Here is a 19,737-nt window from a genome sequence, read left to right as displayed (position 1 = left end):
GGTGCCTGTGAGCGGGTACGGAGGGAGTCCGCCGCCCGGCTGGGAGGACCCTTACGGCGGGTCGCAGGGCTGGGGCGGCGGTGGGTACGGCCCGCCGCCCGCAGACCCCTACGGCCAGGGCCCGCCCCCCGGGTACGGCTACGGCTACGGGCCGCCCGGAGTGCCGTACGCCCCCGCCGGCAACGGCTCCACGATCGCGGCGCTGATCTGCAACATCGTCGCGATCGTGCTCTGCTGCAACATCGTCGCGATTCCCGGTGTGATCCTCGCCGCCATCGCGATGGGCCGGGCCCAAAGCGACCCCTACTCGGCGCGGCGGCTGACGATGTGGAGCTGGGTCCTGTTCGGCGCGTCCATCGTCGTCGCGATCATCGTCATGGTCGCCTGGATCGTCCTCGCCGCGAACTCCGAACCGGATTACGGCTCCTCGTCCGGGATCTGACCCTCGGCTCCATCGCGGAGCGGCCCCGCGACGCAGAGTGAGCGCGACGCACGGCACGCCCCAGCGGCACGGCCGTCCGTCCGTCGGCGGCGCCGCGACGAGCAAAGCGGGCGGGACGTTCACGAAGAAGCGCGCTTACCGTCAGGCGCCTGGCACCGGCGCCGCCCCAGACGGCGAGCGCCCGGTAGCGGCACGGCCCCTCCCCGAAGAGCGTGCCGATCAGCGACAGCGTCCCTCCTGTCCGCCGTCCGGACCTGACTCCTCCGGCCCGGGGCACCCGCCGACGGCCACCCGCCCGCGGGTGTCAAGGACGTCCGACCAGGCCGGGGACGGGAAGAGATGTCCGTCCCCGGCCGTTGCTTGAGAAGGTGCCGCGCACGGCCGGGCCTCGGGTACGGTGCACCCGCGGGGCAAGGCATCCATCACCGATTCCCGACGGGGGCTGCTGTTACGTGTCCGATGGTCCGCTGATCGTCCAGTCCGACAAGACCCTCCTGCTCGAGGTCGACCACGAGCTCGCCGACGCGTGCCGTAAGGAGATCGCCCCGTTCGCCGAGCTCGAACGGGCGCCCGAGCACGTCCACACCTACCGGGTGACGCCGCTCGCCCTGTGGAACGCCCGCGCCGCCGGACACGACGCCGAGCAGGTCGTCGACACCCTCCTCAGGTACTCCCGCTACGCCGTCCCCCATGCCCTGCTCGTCGACGTCGCCGACACGATGGCCCGGTACGGGCGGCTGCGCCTGGAGAAGGACCCCGCGTCCGGTCTCATCCTGTCCTCCTCCGACCGCGCCGTCCTCGAAGAGGTGCTGCGCGCCAAGAAGATCAAGGGCATGCTCGGCGAGCGGATCGGGGAGGACGCCGTCGCCGTCCACCCGAGCGAGCGCGGCGCCCTCAAGCAGGCCCTGCTCAAGCTCGGCTGGCCCGCCGAGGACCTCGCCGGTTACGTGGACGGGGAGGCCCACCCGATCTCCCTCTCCGAGGACGGCTGGGAGCTGCGCTCCTACCAGCGGGACGCCGCCGAGGCGTTCTGGCACGGCGGCTCCGGCGTCGTCGTCCTGCCCTGCGGCGCGGGCAAGACCATCGTCGGCGCGACCGCCATGGCCCGCGCCGAGGCGACCACGCTGATCCTCGTCACCAACACCGTCTCCGCACACCAGTGGAAGCAGGAGCTCCTCCGGCGCACGACGCTGACCGAGGACGAGATCGGCGAGTACACCGGCGCGAAGAAGGAGATCCGCCCGGTCACCATCGCCACCTACCAGATCATGACCACGCGCCGGAAGGGCGTCTACACCCACCTGGAGCTGTTCGACGCCCGCGACTGGGGTCTCGTCGTCTACGACGAGGTCCACCTGCTCCCGGCGCCCATCTTCCGCATGACCGCCGACCTCCAGGCCCGCCGCCGCCTCGGCCTCACCGCCACGCTCGTCCGCGAGGACGGCCGCGAGGGCGACGTGTTCTCCCTCATCGGCCCCAAGCGCTACGACGCCCCCTGGAAGGACATGGAGACGCAGGGCTGGATCGCCCCCGCCGACTGCGTCGAGGTCCGCGTCACCCTCACCGACTCCGAGCGGCTCGCCTACGCGACCGCCGAGCCCGAGGAGCGCTACCGCTTCTGCGCCACCACCGACACCAAGACGAAGCTCGTCCAGGCCCTGGTGGACCGTCACCGCGGCGAGCAGACCCTCGTCATCGGCCAGTACATCGACCAGCTCGACGAGCTGGGCGCGCTTCTGGACGCCCCCGTCATCAAGGGCGAGACCCGCGTCCGTGAACGCGAGCGCCTCTTCGACGCCTTCCGCAGCGGCGAAATCGACGTCCTGGTGGTCTCCAAGGTCGCGAACTTCTCCATCGACCTCCCCGAGGCGTCCGTGGCCGTCCAGGTGTCGGGTGCGTACGGGTCCCGTCAGGAAGAGGCCCAGCGCCTGGGTCGCCTCCTCCGCCCCAAGGCGTCGGGCCAGGGCGCCCGCTTCTACGCCGTGGTCGCCCGCGACACCCTCGACCAGGACTACGCCGCCCACCGCCAGCGCTTCCTGGCCGAACAGGGCTACGCCTACCGCATCGTCGACGCCGGCGCCGTTCTCTCCGGCGACGACATCTGACGGCCGATCACACATTCGTACCCGGAAATGAGAAAGGGCCCCGCCGTATGGCGGGGCCCTTCCTGCAAAAAATGTCCGGCGGTGTCCTACTCTCCCACACAGTCTCCCGTGCAGTACCATCGGCGCTGAGAGGCTTAACTTCCGGGTTCGGGATGGGACCGGGTGTTTCCCCCTCGCCATAACCACCGAACGCCCAACGCACCACCCCAACCGGGGCAGGCAAACCCAAGGCGTCCGAGCCAGGCTCGAACATATATGCACTTGTCAAACGGGTTCCCGTTTGTTTTCCGGGAACCACACAGGGACGCGAACACGCAGACCCACCACACACAAGCGTGTGGTGTGCGATGTGGATTGAACGTCAAGTGTGTTCAAGCCACTCGGCCTATTAGTACCGGTCGACTCCACACGTTACCGCGCTTCCATCTCCGGCCTATCAACCCGGTCGTCTACCGGGAGCCTTACCCCACCCGAAAGCGGGAGGGAGAACTCATCTCGAGGAAGGCTTCCCGCTTAGATGCTTTCAGCGGTTATCCCTGCCGAACGTAGCCAACCAGCCGTGCCCCTGGCGGGACAACTGGCACACCAGAGGTTCGTCCGTCCCGGTCCTCTCGTACTAGGGACAGACCCTCTCAATTCTCCTGCGCGCGCAGCGGATAGGGACCGAACTGTCTCGCGACGTTCTAAACCCAGCTCGCGTGCCGCTTTAATGGGCGAACAGCCCAACCCTTGGGACCTACTCCAGCCCCAGGATGCGACGAGCCGACATCGAGGTGCCAAACCATCCCGTCGATATGGACTCTTGGGGAAGATCAGCCTGTTATCCCCGGGGTACCTTTTAGCCGTTGAGCGACACCACTTCCACACGTCGGTGCCGGATCACTAGGCCCTGCTTTCGCACCTGCTCGACACGTCCGTCTCACAGTCAAGCTCCCTTGTGCCCTTGCACTCGCCACCTGATTGCCAACCAGGCTGAGGGAACCTTTGGGCGCCTCCGTTACACTTTAGGAGGCAACCGCCCCAGTTAAACTACCCACCAGGCACTGTCCCCCACCCGGATCCACGGGTGCGGGTTAGACGCTCAAAACGACCAGAGTGGTATTTCACCAGCGACTCCACCCAAACTGGCGTCTGGGCTTCACAGTCTCCCACCTATCCTACACAAGACGCTTCAGGCGCCAATGCCAAGCTATAGTGAAGGTCCCGGGGTCTTTCCGTCCTGCTGCGCGAAACGAGCATCTTTACTCGTACTGCAATTTCGCCGGGCCTGTGGTTGAGACAGCGGGGAAGTCGTTACGCCATTCGTGCAGGTCGGAACTTACCCGACAAGGAATTTCGCTACCTTAGGATGGTTATAGTTACCACCGCCGTTTACCGGCGCTTAGATTCTCAGCCTCGACCCCCGAAAAGGGGTCTCACCGGTCCTCTTAACGTTCCGGCACCGGGCAGGCGTCAGTCCGTATACAGCGTCTTACGACTTCGCACGGACCTGTGTTTTTAGTAAACAGTCGCTTCCCCCTGGCCTCTGCGACCCCGCCCAGCTCAGGAAGTAAATCCCTTCACCAGGCCAGGTCCCCCTTCTCCCAAAGTTACGGGGGCAATTTGCCGAGTTCCTTAACCACAGTTCACCCGATCGCCTTGGTATTCTCTACCTGACCACCTGAGTCGGTTTAGGGTACGGGCCGCCGGTACACTCGCTAGAGGCTTTTCTCGGCAGCATGGGATCACTCACTTCACCTAAAACGGCTCGGCATCACATCTCACCCTTGATGCGCCACGGATTTACCTATGGCACGGGCTACATGCTTACCCCAGGACAACCATCGCCTGGGCTGAGCTACCCTCCTGCGTCACCCCATCACTCACCTACTACCCCCTCGGGCCCCACGCTCCCCACCACCGCAGCCCGAAGGCCCCGGCAACGGTTCGGGTGGTTAGCATCAGAGGGTTCGGCGTTGGCGCATACCAGCGGGTACGGGAATATCAACCCGTTGTCCATCGACTACGCCTGTCGGCCTCGCCTTAGGTCCCGACTTACCCTGGGCGGATTAGCCTGCCCCAGGAACCCTTGGTCATCCGGCGCACACGTTTCCCACGTGTGATTCGCTACTCATGCCTGCATTCTCACTCCCGCAGCCTCCACCACTCGGTCACCCGGCGGCTTCACCGGCTGCAGGACGCTCCCCTACCCACCACACCCCACACAGGGGTGCAGTGCCACGGCTTCGGCGGTGTGCTTGAGCCCCGCTACATTGTCGGCGCGGAATCACTTGACCAGTGAGCTATTACGCACTCTTTCAAGGATGGCTGCTTCTAAGCCAACCTCCTGGTTGTCACGGCAACTCCACATCCTTTCCCACTTAGCACACGCTTAGGGGCCTTAACCGATGATCTGGGCTGTTTCCCTCTCGACTACGAAGCTTATCCCCCGCAGTCTCACTGCCACGCTCTCACTTACCGGCATTCGGAGTTTGGCTGACGTCAGTAACCTTGTAGGGCCCCTCAGCCATCCAGTAGCTCTACCTCCGGCAAGAAACACGCAACGCTGCACCTAAATGCATTTCGGGGAGAACCAGCTATCACGGAGTTTGATTGGCCTTTCACCCCTAACCACAGGTCATCCCCCAGGTTTTCAACCCTGGTGGGTTCGGGCCTCCACACCGTCTTACCGGCGCTTCACCCTGCCCATGGCTAGATCACCCCGCTTCGGGTCTACAGCATGCGACTAAAAACGCCCTCTTCAGACTCGCTTTCGCTACGGCTACCCGCCACCGGTTAACCTCGCCACACACCATAACTCGCAGGCTCATTCTTCAAAAGGCACGCCATCACGAACAACACCCCCGCAAGCGGGACGTTGAGGACGCTCTGACGGCTTGTAGGCACACGGTTTCAGGTACTATTTCACGACCCCTCACCGGGGCACTTTTCACCTTTCCCTCACGGTACTGGTCCGCTATCGGTCATCAGGAAGTATTCAGCCTTACCACGTGGTCGTGGCAGATTCACACGGGATTTCACGGGCCCCGTGCTACTCGGGAACACACCCAAGAGACATCATGATTTCGCCTACCGGACTCTCACCGTCTATGGCCGGCCTTCCCATGCCGTTCGACTATCACGATGTTTTGTAACTCTTTGCCAGCGCGGCAGCACTGACCGGATGGTCCCACAACCCCGCACACGCAACACCTGCCGGTTATCACACGCGCACGGTTTAGGCTCCTCCGCTTTCGCTCACCACTACTCACGGAATCACAATTGTTTTCTCTTCCTGCGGGTACTGAGATGTTTCACTTCCCCGCGTTCCCACCAGCCGCCCTATACATTCAGGCGGCGGCGACACCCCATGACGGGTGCCAGGTTTCCCCATTCGGAAATCCCCGGATCACAATCTGGTTGCCGACTCCCCGAGGCATATCGCAGGCTCCCACGTCCTTCATCGGCTCCTGATGCCAAGGCATCCACCGTATGCCCTAAAAAACTTGAACACACAAAACGATCAAAACAAATCGCAGATAAACAACAACACCCGGCACGAACCCGCAAAGGCCCGACCAGATGCCGTCATCTACCAGAGATGCTCGCGTCCACTGTGCAGTTCTCAAAAAACAACCGGGCCCACCACGCCACACCATCGGAGAGACGGAGTGAACGTGGTCCCGCGATCCAGAGGCACCCAGGCGCGTACGCCCGTTCCCTCAGGACCCAACAGCGTGCCCAGCCCCCAAGACGCCCAGCTCCGGTACTCCCACTCCCCCGGAAACCGGGGGCGGTACTGACCGGGCCGCACGGCCCGCAGACTGAATAACCAGTGCTCCACATCTATGAGCAGCCACCTGACGGACATGCGCCGTCAACGGCGGCCACCGACCCGCACACCACCAACCCCCTTGAGAGGGGCCGGGTGGGCTGCGCGGGCCAGCTGGTTGCTCCTTAGAAAGGAGGTGATCCAGCCGCACCTTCCGGTACGGCTACCTTGTTACGACTTCGTCCCAATCGCCGGCCCCACCTTCGACCGCTCCCCCCACAAGGGTTGGGCCACGGGCTTCGGGTGTTGCCGACTTTCGTGACGTGACGGGCGGTGTGTACAAGGCCCGGGAACGTATTCACCGCAGCGTTGCTGATCTGCGATTACTAGCGACTCCGACTTCACGAAGTCGAGTTGCAGACTTCGATCCGAACTGAGACCGGCTTTAAGGGATTCGCTCCACCTCACGGTATCGCAGCCCTCTGTACCGGCCATTGTAGCATGTTTGCAGCCCAAGACATAAGGGGCATGATGACTTGACGTCATCCCCACCTTCCTCCGAGTTGACCCCGGCGGTCTCCCATGAGTCCCCACCCGAAGTGCTGGCAACATGGAACGAGGGTTGCGCTCGTTGCGGGACTTAACCCAACATCTCACGACACGAGCTGACGACAGCCATGCACCACCTGTCACCGGCCCCAAAAGGACCCAGCATCTCTGCTGGTTTTCCGGCGATGTCAAGCCTTGGTAAGGTTCTTCGCGTTGCGTCGAATTAAGCAACATGCTCCGCCGCTTGTGCGGGCCCCCGTCAATTCCTTTGAGTTTTAGCCTTGCGGCCGTACTCCCCAGGCGGGGCGCTTAATGCGTTAGCTACGGCGCGGAATCCGTGGAAGAACCCCACACCTAGCGCCCAACGTTTACGGCGTGGACTACCAGGGTATCTAATCCTGTTCGCTCCCCACGCTTTCGCTCCTCAGCGTCAGTACAGGCCCAGAGAACCGCCTTCGCCACCGGTGTTCCTCCCGATATCTGCGCATTTCACCGCTACACCGGGAATTCCATTCTCCCCTACCTGCCTCTAGTCTGCCCGTATCCACCGCAGACCCACGGTTAAGCCGTGGGCTTTCACGACAGACGCGACAAACCGCCTACGAGCTCTTTACGCCCAATAATTCCGGACAACGCTTGCGCCCTACGTATTACCGCGGCTGCTGGCACGTAGTTAGCCGGCGCTTCTTCTGCAGGTACCGTCACGTTGGCTTCGTCCCTGCTGAAAGAGGTTTACAACCCGAAGGCCGTCATCCCTCACGCGGCGTCGCTGCGTCAGGCTTCCGCCCATTGCGCAATATTCCCCACTGCTGCCTCCCGTAGGAGTCTGGGCCGTGTCTCAGTCCCAGTGTGACCGGTCGCCCTCTCAGGCCGGTTACCCGTCGTCGCCTTGGTAGGCCATCACCCCACCAACAAGCTGATAGGCCGCGAGCCCATCCCCAACCGAAAAACTTTCCACCACACCACATGCGCGGCATGGTCATATCCGGTATTAGACCCGGTTTCCCAGGCTTATCCCAAAGTCAGGGGCAGGTTGCTCACGTGTTACTCACCCGTTCGCCGCTCGAGTACCCCCGAAGGGGCCTTTCCGCTCGACTTGCATGTGTTAAGCACGCCGCCAGCGTTCGTCCTGAGCCAGGATCAAACTCTCCATCAAGGCCACACGACCACCCAGGGGGCGAACCCCAGGCAGCCAAACCTCCGAAGAAAATCCCAGCAAACAACCCCCCACGGATGGAGGATCGCATTGCCTCAAAGAAATCCCCGCCACCGAACACCAAAGAACGATGGCACGGGGCGACCCGGCCTGCCGGCCGAGCCGATAAAGGCACTGGCTTTTAACACGCTGTTGAGTTCTCAAGAAACGGACACCCACCGCGCTTGACCCGCTTTCACGAGCCTCGCTCCGGGGCGACTCTTTTACTTTATCGGATCCGTCCGGCTTGTCAATTTCCGGTCTTTTCCGATAACGCCTTCCAGTTCCGCTTGCGCGGCCCCTTCAGGCGGTGACGCTATTTCACCAGACCCGGCGCGATTCTCAAAATCGAGCCGTCCCGGCCCACCACCGGACAGCAGACACGACGAAGCCGCGTCGGCTGATTCGATAGTTGGGTTCCCCATCAAGGCCGCCCGCCGTCCGGCGTGCTGCTCCCTGTGGGGCGAAGTGAACAGTATGCCCCCGAGAGGACGACGTCAAACCACCTCGCGCGCTTCAGCGTGGCGGACTCGGCCGCTCCGCGGGAGCTCCGGCGGGGCGCCCGACCGTCCGACCTTGGGGTTTGCCCCGGATCGTCCCGGTCATACGCCCCATTCATCACGCTTCAGGACATCAAAAAAATTCTTGCCACGATCGTTCGGGAGTTGCGTCGAAGGCCGCACCCGGTGCCGCTCACGGTTGCGCCAGGTACCCGCCTACGAAGAGGACCCCTTCGGCCAGCACCCAGACGATCGCCGCCACGGTGAGGAACGCGTCCAACCGTCCCGCGTTCTGCCGGAGGGCGGGCATCACCCAGGCGGCGACGGCGAGCCCGGTCGCGAGCAAGGCGACCGGGACCGAGAAGAGGACGGCGTCTTCGAAAGCGGCTCCGCAGCGGGGGTCGTGCGCGTCATCGTCTCCGCAGAAGGCGGCGTCACCCCAGCCCCCCAGTGCCGAGAAGATCCAGAGCAGGGCGAGGACGCAGTTCGCGATGCTCGGAATGGCCGGTGAGATCCACCAGCCGTTCGGTCGTCCTGGCATGGCCTGCACGATCGGAACGTACCTCCGCGCTCGCGGCACGGGAAGCCCTACGCGTGATCGTCCGCCGATACCCGCGATTCGCGGTCAGGTGATCTCCTTGGACTCGTGCAGGTTCAGGTCCATGACGATCGCCGTCACGGCCGCCATCGTCCGCAGCGGTTCCCGGACCGGATCGAAGATCTCCGCGCTGTACTTGTCCGCGGTCGTCAGCAGGTGGGTGGCGAGGCCCGCCCACTTCTTACGCACGTGGGCGACCTTGCCGCCGTCGGCGTCCGTCACCGCGAAGTTGTTGCGCGGCACGTCCACGGAGACCGTGCCGATCGTCTTGTTCTCACCGTCGCGGATCGCGTAGCGCCGGCCGACGCGCTCCGTCACGAAAGAGCCGACGGCTTCGCCGTCAGGCAGGCGCACCTCGGTGAGCTCGCGCCCGGACTGCTTGTCGATGACGAGGAATGGCTCGCCGTCCGGGATGGTCAGGACGACGGCGCGCGCATCGAGGTCGGACTTGCCCGGGAACACCGTGCGCAGCGACTCCCCCCGGTTCTTCTCGCTCGCCTCCCCCGCGACGGCGAGGACGGTGCCGTCCCCGTCGAGCACTCTGTACCGCGACTTGGCGAACGGCCCCCTGCGCGGCTGTTCGATCTTGAGCACCGGTGAGCTGAACACGTCACGCACTCGTTCTCCTGTCCTCTCGATCGCCCCATGGATCGTCACGATGCTCGCGCAGTGCGACGTCCACCCAAGCTGCGATCCTGCCAAGCACAGCCCCCTGGGGGAAGCACTTGCGAGGGCAGCCCGATCCGCGCGATGAGCGCTCCCAGTCCGGCATCCACGTGACCTGGCGGTACCCAGGCGGCCTCACGTTCGGGCAAGCACCTTCTGGCGTCGAGGTTCTACACAAATCGAAGGAAGCCGTGCGGGGGCTTCACGCAAGGTGACGTGAGCGCACTCGACGTCGGCTTCCACTCTCCAAACCACCGAACTCAGAGAACCCGTCGAACCGCGATTGCCACAGACCGCAGGCGCGTCAGGTCTGGTTCGAGACCTCCGCCGAGATCGGGGCATTGGGTGGCAGCATGGCCTGACCAGCGCTTACATCTCCGATGTCGCCTCGCTACGACTGCACGAGCGTGACCGGTGGCCCGCCACTTCCGGCGGTCGGCGGGTCAACCGCGATGCGCGACACAAACCGCTTGTGGAAGACGCCGTGCCAGGCCGAGGCCGCGCACTCGCATGAACGATCTGTGGCACGAGAGGATCTGGAGCGGTGACCCCGATGCCATCCCGGTGCGCAGAACCACCGCGCTGCCGCCCGGCACCGCCCTGGACCTCGGCCGCGGCGAGGGCGCCGCTGCCGGACGCGGGAGCGGCGGACGTTCACTGGCAGAGGCCACTCGCCGTCCGGGATCGACATGGACGGACGCGCGGTCGGCGACACCGCGCTCGGGCGGCGATCCGAACGCATGCGAGGGACGAACGCGCGAAGACGGTGACGGCGGATCACATGGCGACGCCGGAATCAAGCGGCTTGGCGCAGGGCGGCGAACAGCGCCATGGCCGTCGGCGGATCGGGCAGTTCGCCGTGGGTTGCCGCGTATGCCGGGTAGGACCTCCCGGGCACCTCGGTGGCCTCGCAACGGTGTCTAGGTAGGACCCGAAGTGCCAGGCCCGAACGGCGGTGACACCGAGTCGTGCCGCCCCCAGGGCCTGCATCACCGCCAGGTCGTCGGTGCTGTACGCGATGTCCGGCGTGAACGTTGCAAAGCGCGCGGCTCCAGCGGCTGCCCGCGGCAGCGGTCACAACCGGCGATCCAGCGCGCGTCGCGGTTCTCGGACAGCGTCCGCAGCGCGGACGGTCCGGGGTGCCAGGTGGGTGGTGGGGGTCATCGAGTACGTGGCGCAGGCGGACGCCCGGCTCCCCGACGGGATCTGTCGTAATCGGCCTGGCCTATGCGCAGCAGCCACAGCGTCTCGGATGGGTGGGTATCGATTTATCGAATTCGAGACGGCGCTGCCGAGCACGGTCAAGGAACTGATCCGGCGGCGGTACGAGCGATCGCGCGAGACCACCGTCGCGCGTCCCCGGACGAATGACGGGCGCCCGAAGAAGCTGAAAGGCGTAGGGAATCTGCCATGTAAATCAGGATGCTGTTCGGGTGAACCGTGCGTGACCTGCGGCGCAGGGACGACGTGGGTACCGGTGGTGAGGCAAAGGGGAGCGCTAGTCGAGTACCGTTTGGCAGACATTGTCACCCGGCTGGAGGACGTTCTTGCCGACGGCGAGAGGCTGCGAACTCAGACGGCCACAGGCGGTTTCGGCTGATGGGATTTCGCAGGTTCGGCGGCGGTGGTGTCGAAGCGGAGAGCGCACCGGCGAATGCGTTCGCTACGTCGTCTCGCGTTTCCCGTCGTAAGGCTTAAAGGCGTCCTCGACCGCCTGCGCTCCCACGGTGCCCGGACGGTTACCGGCCTGCTACGTCCGCGCGGACCCGAGGCATGATCTCCGCGGTGGGCAGGCAGCGCGACTGAAGGCGGCGCAGGAGCCTTGTAGACAAGTCGGACGAAGGACAGTCGGCGGACAGCGGAAGGGCGGTGGGGCCGCCGGGACGCCAAGAGGGGCGGTTCCCAGGGAACCGCCCCTCTATACGCACGGAGGCGTACGGCTTACCGACCCGCTCAGAAGTCCATGCCGCCGGCGTCGGGCATGCCGCCCGCCGGGGCCGGGTTCTTCTCGGGCTTCTCGGCGATGACGGCCTCGGTGGTCAGGAACAGCGCGGCGATCGACGAGGCGTTCTGCAGCGCGGACCGGGTCACCTTGGCCGGGTCGAGGATCCCCGACTCGAACATGTTGACGTAGTCGCCGCTGGCGGCGTTGAGGCCCTCGCCCGGGGTGAGCGAGCGGACCTTCTCCACCACGACGCCGCCCTCGAGGCCGGCGTTCACGGCGATCTGCTTCAGCGGCTCCTCCAGAGCGCGCTTGACGATGTTGGCACCGGTGGCCTCGTCGCCCGCGAGCTCCAGCTTGTCGAACGCCTTGGTGCCGGCCTGCAGCAGCGCGACGCCACCACCGGGGACGATGCCCTCCTCGACCGCGGCCTTGGCGTTGCGGACGGCGTCCTCGATGCGGTGCTTGCGCTCCTTGAGCTCCACCTCGGTCGCGGCACCGGCCTTGATCACCGCGACGCCGCCCGCGAGCTTGGCCAGGCGCTCCTGGAGCTTCTCGCGGTCGTAGTCGGAGTCGGTGTTGTCGATCTCGGTGCGGATCTGGTTGACCCGGCCCGCGATCTCGTTGGCGTCGCCGGCACCGTCGACGATCGTGGTCTCGTCCTTGGCGATGACGATCTTGCGCGCCCGGCCGAGCATGTCGAGCGTGGTGTTCTCGAGCTTGAGGCCGACGTCCTCGCTGATGACCTGGCCGCCGGTGAGGACGGCGATGTCGTTCAGCATGGCCTTGCGGCGGTCGCCGAAGCCCGGGGCCTTGACGGCCACGGACTTGAAGATGCCGCGGATCTTGTTGACGATCAGCGTGGCCAGGGCCTCCGCCTCGACGTCCTCCGCGATGATCAGCAGCGGCTTGCCGGACTGCATGACGCCCTCGAGGACGGGCAACAGGTCCTTGTTGGCCGACACCTTGCCCTGAACGATCAGGATGTACGGGTCCTCGAGGACCGCCTCCATCCGCTCGGGGTCGGTCACGAAGTAGTGCGAGATGTAGCCCTTGTCGAAGCGCATGCCCTCGGTCAGCTCAAGCTCCAGACCGAAGGTCTGGCTCTCCTCGACCGTGATGACGCCTTCCTTGCCGACCTTGTCCATCGCCTCGGCGATCATCTCGCCGATCTGCGCGTCACCGGCGGAGATGGAGGCCGTCGAAGCGATCTGCTCCTTGGTCTCCACGTCCTTGGCGAGCTTGGACAGTTCCTCGCTCACCCGCTCGACCGCGGCCTCGATGCCCCGCTTGAGGGACATCGGGTTCGCCCCGGCGGCCACGTTCCGCAGGCCCTCGCGCACCAGCGCCTGGGCCAGGACGGTCGCGGTGGTGGTTCCGTCACCGGCGACGTCGTCGGTCTTCTTGGCTACTTCCTTGACGAGCTCCGCGCCGATCTTCTCCCACGGGTCCTCGAGCTCGATCTCCTTGGCGATCGACACACCGTCGTTGGTGATCGTGGGAGCGCCCCACTTCTTCTCCAGCACGACGTTGCGGCCCTTGGGACCAAGGGTCACCTTCACGGCGTCGGCGAGCTGGTTCATGCCGCGCTCGAGACCGCGACGGGCCTCCTCGTCGAACGCGATCATCTTTGCAGCCATAGGCTCCAGTCCTCCCGGAACAAGGTGGCTAAAAGGATCGAGCCGACGCCCGCGACGGACGGCCACCGGGCCGACGGCTGCCATTCCGCCGCCGGACCGGGACCTCATCGCCCCGACCCACACTGTGTGAAGCTGTCACTCTCCACATTGGAGTGCCAACCGTTTTTTAGCACTCTACCCTGTCGAGTGCAAGCGGCGCATGCCCGTGCCGGGGGAAGGTTCACCTGGCTGACCGAACGCGTTCTCACCTGCGTCGGAGCCGCGCGTGGGAGGGGCGCCGTCTGTCCGCGTGTTCTACGGCAGGGGCTTGAGGGGCACCGAGCGCCGGTCTCGGCGCCGGTTCATGATCTCTTCACTGTCGATGCAGCGCGCGTACGTCCCGTGCAGCATGGTCACGGAGTGTCCAGCACGAGCTGCGACATTCGGGGCGAGACCCTGCACCAGACTCCGCCGGCACTGGGAGTCACGCGCGACTGCCGATCGAGACTACTGCTGAGCCCACTGCTGGTAGCTGCTGCCCGTACAGCCCACCGCGTAGACGTCTCCCCTGTCGTTGCCCGCAAGGCACAGCCCCGTCCCGACGTTCCGGAAAGCGGTGGGGGCGTCGACCGAGACCGCTTCGGCCGCTGGAGATGCTGCGAGCTGGACCAGCAGCGTGGCGAGGATGGTTCCGGTGGCCGAGAGGCGGGTGAAACGGGACATGACCGCCCTTCCAGTTGGAGTCCTTGAGGCGATCCCATCCGACTACTCAGCGCTAGTTCAGTCAACTATCTGTGACGATTGAACAACCCGCCTGATGGGGGCCTCGTCGGGCGGGGGCGCGCTTGCCGCGGGAGCGGGCGGGGTGGCTTAGAGGACCTTCACCGCCTCGGCCTGGAAGCCCCTGTCGCTCTTGGCGATCTCGAACTCGACCCGCTGGCCCTGCTCCAGGCTGCGGTAGCCCTCCATCTGGATCGCCGAGTAGTGGACGAAGACGTCCTGACCGCCGTCGACGGAGATGAAGCCGTACCCCTTGTCGGCGTTGAACCACTTCACCGTGCCCTGCGCCATATCGAACCTGCCGCTCGTCCTCGTGATGTCTCGGACCTCGCCCCTTCTTCGCGGGTCCGTGAACACCCGTGTCTCCGTGGCCTCGCGGGCCGCGGCGGGGTCGACTCGGCGTGATCGGGGACGACCTTAGCGAACAGGTCCGACGTCAGGACGCCAGGCCGGACGGCCGGTAGTGGACGAGCGGGAGGACCTCCTGTTCGAGCCGCCGGGAAAGATGCAGGCCGTAGCGGGTCTCCAGGCGGTCGCGGGCGCGGATGTAGCGGGCCGCCGCGTCTTCGAGGCTGGGCGGGACGGAGCGGATGCCCAGCGGTTCGAGGATGTGCCGGCTCATGCCCAGCAGTTCGCCGCGGACCCGGTCCGTCATACCGCGGCGGCGCTTACTCACCAGCCATAGAGTCCAGTCCCAAAAGTGAGCGTTTATGGCCGCGAGGGTGTCGGGGCCGACGCGCCAGGGCGGGTTCGAGCGACGGGGGACGTCCGGGAAGAGCAGGTCGACCTTGGTGGGGCCGGAGAAGATCAGCAGGTAGCTCGCGACCTCTCCGAGCGGGTCCCACTGGGCGGCCAGGGGGTTCCGCGGGCGGGCGAGTTCCGGCAGGTCGGAGGCCACGTGGGCGAAGTCGTCGACGTAGACGTGGAAGTCCCAGTCCGAGAGTTCGGTGGCGGTTCCGCGCGCCCGGGAGCCGGCGAGCTCGACCTGGCGCACCGCGGGGTGCGCCAGGACCGAGCCGGCCATGAAGTTCGCAATGCCCATGATGAGGCTTTACCCGAAAAGCCCCGGTGGGCGTCAGCCTCCCGCGACGGCGGGGATGATCGACACCTGGGCGCCGTCGGGGGTGGCGGTGTCCAGGCCGTCGACGAAGCGGACGTCCTCGTCCCCCACGTAGACGTTGACGAACCGGCGGATCTTGCCCGCGTCGTCGAGGATGCGGCCGGAGATGCCCGTGTAGCTGGACTCCAGGTCGGCGACGACCGCGCGGAGAGTGGCGCCCTCGGCCTTCACCTCCGCCTCGCCGCCGGTGTAGGTCCGCAGGATGGTCGGGATGCGGACGGACACGCTGCTCATGTGGTTGCTCCTTCGTTGTCAGGCGAGGCCGGCGGCGCGGAACGCCTCCAGGGACGGGGCGATGTTCGCGGACGGGGCGACGACGGGCGCCACCGCGTCCAGGGTCTTCAGCCCGTCCCCGGAGTTGATGATCACGGTCTCGGCGGACGGGTCGAGCGCCCCGGAGGCGACCAGCTTGCGCAGGGTCGCGACCGTGACGCCGCCGGCGGTCTCGCCGAACACCCCCTCGGTGCGGGCGAGGAGCCGGATCCCCTCGACGACCTGCTCGTCGGTGACGTCCTCGACCGTACCGCCGGTGCGGCGCACCACGTCCAGGACGTAGGGGCCGTCGGCGGGGTTGCCGATCGCGAGGGACTTGGCGATCGTGTCCGGCTTGACCGGGCGGACGACGTCGTGCCCGGCCTTGAACGCCGCGGCCACCGGGGCGCAGCCCGTGGCCTGCGCGCCGAACACGCGGTACGGCCTGTCCTCGACCAGGCCCAGCTTGATCAGCTCGCCGAACGCCTTGTCGATCTTCGTGAGCTGGGAGCCGGAGGCGACCGGGACCACGATCTGGTCGGGCAGCCGCCAGCCGAGCTGCTCGGCGATCTCGTAGCCGAGCGTCTTGGAGCCCTCGGCGTAGTAGGGCCGGACGTTGACGTTGACGAACGCCCAGTCCTCCTGCTCGCCCGCGATCTCGGACGCGAGCCGGTTGACGTCGTCGTAGTTGCCGTCCACCGTGACGAACGTCCCGCCGTAGACCGCCGTCGTGATGATCTTCTGGGACTCCAGGTCGGACGGGACGAACACCGCGCTGCGGATCCCGGCGCGGGACGCGGCGGCGGCCACGGCGTTGGCGAGGTTCCCGGTGGACGGGCAGGCCAGCACCTTGAAGCCCAGCTCGCGGGCGGCGGCGAGCGCGACGGCGACGACGCGGTCCTTGAAGGAGTGGGTCGGGTTGCCGCTGTCGTCCTTCACCCACAGGCTCTGGAGGCCCAGGGCCTCGGCGAGGTTGTCGGCGCGGACGAGGCGGGTGAGGCCGGGCTCGGTGTTCGGGGTGTCCACGACACCGGCGGGGACGGGCAGCAGCCCGCGGTAGCGCCAGATGTTGCGGGGCCCGGACTCGATGTCCGCGCGGGTGATCCCGCCGAAGTCGTAGGCGATCTCCAGCGGGCCGAAACACTCCTCGCACGCGTAGTGCGGGCCGAGATCGCGTGTGGTGCCGCATTCGCGGCAGACGAGGGCGGTAGCGGGTCCGAGATCGACGGCAGGCGTGAGTGCCATGTGGGCGAGGCCTTTCTCCCCATCTTCCCTGCGCCACCTTGGTCGCAGGCCGGAGTTGGCACCATCTCCCGGCCGGCCTCGCAGGATCGCGAGCGCGCACTAGCCGGGTGGTTGCCGGGGCTTCGCAGGGCCGGTCCCTCCACCCCTCTGGATGAGCGGTATTCAGTTGTCGGCGAGGACGGTGCCCCCGCTTGAGCGCTATCGGCTCGTATGCGAACTTTACATGATCCGACCCGATGCCAGACAGGTGGGCGGCCCGATCCAGACGTTACCCTGGTGCGTCCTTGATCACGCCGGCTCCTCCGTCACCCTGGGGTTCGGCGGCCACGCCCGCGGGGTCGCCCGGGGGGCCCGCGTCCCGGGCGCGGTCCTCGGACGGGCTCTGGGTGGGGTCGAGGAAGACGTGGCGGACGATCGGGACCCGCTCGCGGAGCCGCCGGTCGATCGCGCCCGCGACGTCCTCGGCCTCGTCGGCGCTGATGTCGTCCGAGAAGTGGACCTTGGCGGCGACGAGCAGCTCCTCGGGGCCGAAGTGCATGGTGAGGAGCTCGTCCACACCGGTGACGCCGGGCGCGCCGACGATCTCGGCGCGGATCACGCGCAGGTCGGCGGGGTCGGCGGCCCGGCCGATGAGCAGGCCCATGCTGTCGCGGCCGAGGACGAACGCGACGACGACGAGCAGCAGCCCGATGAGGACGGAGGCGAGCCCGTCCCAGAACGCGGACCCGGTGATCTCCCGGAGGGTGAGCCCGGCCGCGGCGAACGCGAGGCCGATCATGGCCGCGGAGTCCTCGAACAGCGCGGCCTTGAACGTGACGTCGGGCGTCCGGCGGACGTGCTCGACGAGGTCGCGGCCGTTGTCGCGGGTCTCGCGGCGCGCCTGCGTGTATGCCCGCACCCAGGACGCGCCCTCCAGCACGGCGGCGAGGGCCAGGACGGCGTAGGCCAGCCACACCTTTGTCCCCTCGCCGCCATGGCCGGTCATCGTGAGGATGCCCTCGAAGATGGAGAACCCGGCGCCCGCGACGAAGATCCCGAACGCGGCGAGCAGTGACCAGAAATAGCGCTCGTTGCCGTATCCGAACGGGTGGCGCCGGTCGGGAGGGCGGGCGCTGCGCTGCAGGGACGCGAACAGAAAGCCCTGGTTGAGGGTGTCGGCCACGGAGTGGGCGCTCTCGGCGAGCATCGCGCTCGACCCGGCGAGCACCCCGGCGACCAGTTTCGTGACCGCGAGGATGAGGTTCGCCGCACCGGCGACAAGGACGGTCTTGCGCGTCTCGGACCTGCTCATCCCGATCGGTTACCCAGGGCGGATCACCCTAATCCGGTAGATCGGGGACGTCCCCGTTTACGGTCGTCCTATCCCGCGGGCCACTTTGAAGCCGTCCGGCCCCAGCTGAGACCCTGCCGGTATGAGCCAAGTGCTGGTGGCGTCGAACCGGGGCCCGGTGTCGTTCTCGCTCTCGGAGAACGGGTCGCTGACCATGCGGCGCGGGGGCGGCGGGCTGGTGTCGGGTCTCGCCGGTGTCACGGGCGCGCTCCGGGATCCGGGGCCGCCGCGCTTCGCCGAACGGCCCGGCGCGGCGTCGCGTCCTCCCGGCGGGGCCCACGCGGCGGGCCCCTCGCCGGAGACGTCGGTGCCGCCCGAGGTGCTGTGGGTGTGCGCGGCCCTCGGCGAGGCCGACCGCGCCGCGGCGCGCCAGGCCCCGGACGGGCGGCTCGACCGGGCGGGCCACGACACCGGCGGCGCGGCCGTCCGGATGCTGGACATTCCGGCCGCCACCTTCCACCGCGCGTACAACGCCGTCGCCAACTCGACGCTGTGGTTCGTGCACCACCTGCTGTACGACACCCCGCGCAGCCCTCATTTCGATGGACGCGCGCGCCGGGACTGGCAGTCGTACGAGGCGTACAACGCGGCCTTCGCGGACGCCCTGGCCCGCGACGCCGCGCCCGGCGCGAAGGCGGCGATCCAGGACTACCACCTGTCGCTCACGCCGCGTATGCTCCGCGACCGCCGCCCGGACCTGAGGATCGCGCATTTCTCGCACACGCCGTGGGCGCCGCCGGAGTACTACGGCCTCCTCCCGGACGACATCGGCGAGCGGATCCTGCACGGCGTCCTCGGCGCCGACCACGCCGGATTCCTCACCGACCGGTGGGCGGAGGCGTTCCTCGACTGCTGCGCGCGGTTCCTGCCGGGCGCGCGCGTCGACCGGACGGCGCGGACGGTCGCCCTCGCCGGGCACGTGACGCGCATCGGCGTCCACGGCCTCGGCGTCGACGCGTGGGCGCTGCGCCGGCGCGCCGCCGAACAGGATGTCGCCGAGCGGGCGCGCGCGCTGCGCGAGCAGGTGGGCGACCGGCAGCTCATCGTGCGCGTCGACCGTACGGAACTGTCGAAGAACATCGTGCGGGGCCTGGCCGCATACCGGGAGCTGCTCGCCAACCACCCCGAGTGGCGCGGACGCGTCGTGCACCTGGCGTTCGCCTACCCGTCGCGTTACGACCTGCCCGAGTACCGCGAGTACACGGCGGCGGTGCAGCGGACGGCGAAACAGATCGCCGACGAGTTCGGCACGCCGACCTGGGATCCGCTGGTCCTCCAGGTCAACGACGACTATCCGCGTTCCCTCGCCGCGTACCGGCTCGCCGACGTGCTGCTGGTCAACCCGATCCGGGACGGCATGAACCTGGTCGCCAAGGAGGGTCCCGTCCTGGCGGAGCGCGGATGCGTGCTCGTGCTCTCCCGCGAGGCGGGGGCCGCGGCCGAGCTGTCCGACGACGCCCTCATGGTCAATCCCTACGACGTGTCACAGACGTCGGAGGCGTTGCACCGGGCCCTCCTCATGCCCCGCGCGCAGCGCGCGGAACGCTGCGCGCGCCTGGCCGCCGCAGCGACCGCGCTCCCCCCGCAACGCTGGTTCGCCGACCAGCTGAGCGCCCTCGACTAGCAGCTCCCCGAATCACAGC

General features: G+C 67.0%; 12 protein-coding genes, 3 rRNA genes and 1 riboswitch. Of the genes, 3 read left to right on the top strand and 12 right to left on the bottom strand.

Translation table 11 applies throughout. The features are described from left to right. The first annotated feature begins 7 nt into the window (after positions 1-7). Both AGRA3207_RS26955 and AGRA3207_RS26950 read left to right on the top strand, forming a co-directional pair. On the top strand, positions 8-442 hold the full coding sequence (locus AGRA3207_RS26955; protein WP_231329801.1) for a hypothetical protein: 435 nt from the start codon (positions 8-10) through the stop codon (positions 440-442). A gap of 452 nt (positions 443-894) precedes the next feature. Beyond that, on the top strand, positions 895-2,547 hold the full coding sequence (locus AGRA3207_RS26950; protein ID WP_231329800.1) for a DNA repair helicase XPB: 1,653 nt from the start codon (positions 895-897) through the stop codon (positions 2,545-2,547). Positions 2,548-2,620: 73 nt separating this feature from the next. Here AGRA3207_RS26950 and rrf read toward each other — a convergent pair. The 12 genes from rrf to AGRA3207_RS26890 form a co-directional block, all read right to left on the bottom strand. Beyond that, positions 2,621-2,737, bottom strand: a 5S ribosomal RNA gene (gene rrf, locus AGRA3207_RS26945). A 177-nt stretch (positions 2,738-2,914) separates the two neighbouring features. Then, positions 2,915-6,038 (bottom strand): 23S ribosomal RNA (locus tag AGRA3207_RS26940). A 449-nt stretch (positions 6,039-6,487) separates the two neighbouring features. Beyond that, positions 6,488-8,003 (bottom strand): 16S ribosomal RNA (locus tag AGRA3207_RS26935). Together the 16S, 23S and 5S rRNA genes form the textbook arrangement of a ribosomal RNA operon. A gap of 732 nt (positions 8,004-8,735) precedes the next feature. Next, positions 8,736-9,083: a hypothetical protein gene (locus tag AGRA3207_RS26930; protein WP_231329799.1), complete on the bottom strand. Its 348-nt coding sequence runs from the start codon at positions 9,081-9,083 to the stop codon at positions 8,736-8,738. An 84-nt stretch (positions 9,084-9,167) separates the two neighbouring features. Next, a complete protein-coding gene (locus tag AGRA3207_RS26925) occupies positions 9,168-9,758 on the bottom strand; it encodes a phospholipid scramblase-related protein (protein ID WP_231329798.1) in 591 nt (196 codons plus the stop codon). Between the two features lie 2,001 nt (positions 9,759-11,759). Then, entirely contained in the window at positions 11,760-13,388 is a 1,629-nt protein-coding gene (gene groL, locus AGRA3207_RS26920; protein ID WP_231329797.1) for a chaperonin GroEL, read from the bottom strand. 486 nt (positions 13,389-13,874) lie between these two features. Continuing rightward, the gene (locus AGRA3207_RS26915) at positions 13,875-14,090 is read right to left on the bottom strand and encodes an RICIN domain-containing protein (RefSeq protein ID WP_231329796.1); all 216 of its coding nucleotides are present in this window, start codon (positions 14,088-14,090) and stop codon (positions 13,875-13,877) included. Between the two features lie 147 nt (positions 14,091-14,237). Further along, complete coding sequence (locus AGRA3207_RS26910) at positions 14,238-14,438, bottom strand: cold-shock protein (protein WP_231329795.1); 201 nt, start codon at positions 14,436-14,438, stop codon at positions 14,238-14,240. A 145-nt stretch (positions 14,439-14,583) separates the two neighbouring features. Then, entirely contained in the window at positions 14,584-15,189 is a 606-nt protein-coding gene (locus tag AGRA3207_RS26905) for a nucleotidyltransferase domain-containing protein (protein WP_231329794.1), read from the bottom strand. A gap of 33 nt (positions 15,190-15,222) precedes the next feature. Next, positions 15,223-15,501, bottom strand: coding sequence for a MoaD/ThiS family protein (locus AGRA3207_RS26900; RefSeq protein ID WP_231329793.1), 279 nt, complete (start codon positions 15,499-15,501; stop codon positions 15,223-15,225). Between the two features lie 18 nt (positions 15,502-15,519). Beyond that, positions 15,520-16,764, bottom strand: coding sequence for a threonine synthase (thrC, locus tag AGRA3207_RS26895; RefSeq protein ID WP_231329792.1), 1,245 nt, complete (start codon positions 16,762-16,764; stop codon positions 15,520-15,522). Positions 16,765-16,780: 16 nt separating this feature from the next. Beyond that, a riboswitch (SAM riboswitch) is annotated at positions 16,781-16,922 on the bottom strand. Positions 16,923-17,032: 110 nt separating this feature from the next. Continuing rightward, complete coding sequence (locus tag AGRA3207_RS26890; protein ID WP_231329791.1) at positions 17,033-18,055, bottom strand: cation diffusion facilitator family transporter; 1,023 nt, start codon at positions 18,053-18,055, stop codon at positions 17,033-17,035. 121 nt (positions 18,056-18,176) lie between these two features. Here AGRA3207_RS26890 and AGRA3207_RS26885 point away from each other — a divergent pair, with 121 nt between their 5' ends. Beyond that, positions 18,177-19,718: an alpha,alpha-trehalose-phosphate synthase (UDP-forming) gene (locus AGRA3207_RS26885; protein ID WP_231329790.1), complete on the top strand. Its 1,542-nt coding sequence runs from the start codon at positions 18,177-18,179 to the stop codon at positions 19,716-19,718. Positions 19,719-19,737: the final 19 nt, after the last annotated feature.

This window comes from Actinomadura graeca, from assembly GCF_019175365.1.
Classification (GTDB): Bacteria; Actinomycetota; Actinomycetes; order Streptosporangiales; family Streptosporangiaceae; genus Spirillospora; species Spirillospora graeca.
Note: the sequence above shows the minus strand (reverse complement) of the source record. Positions and strands in the feature narration are given on the sequence as shown.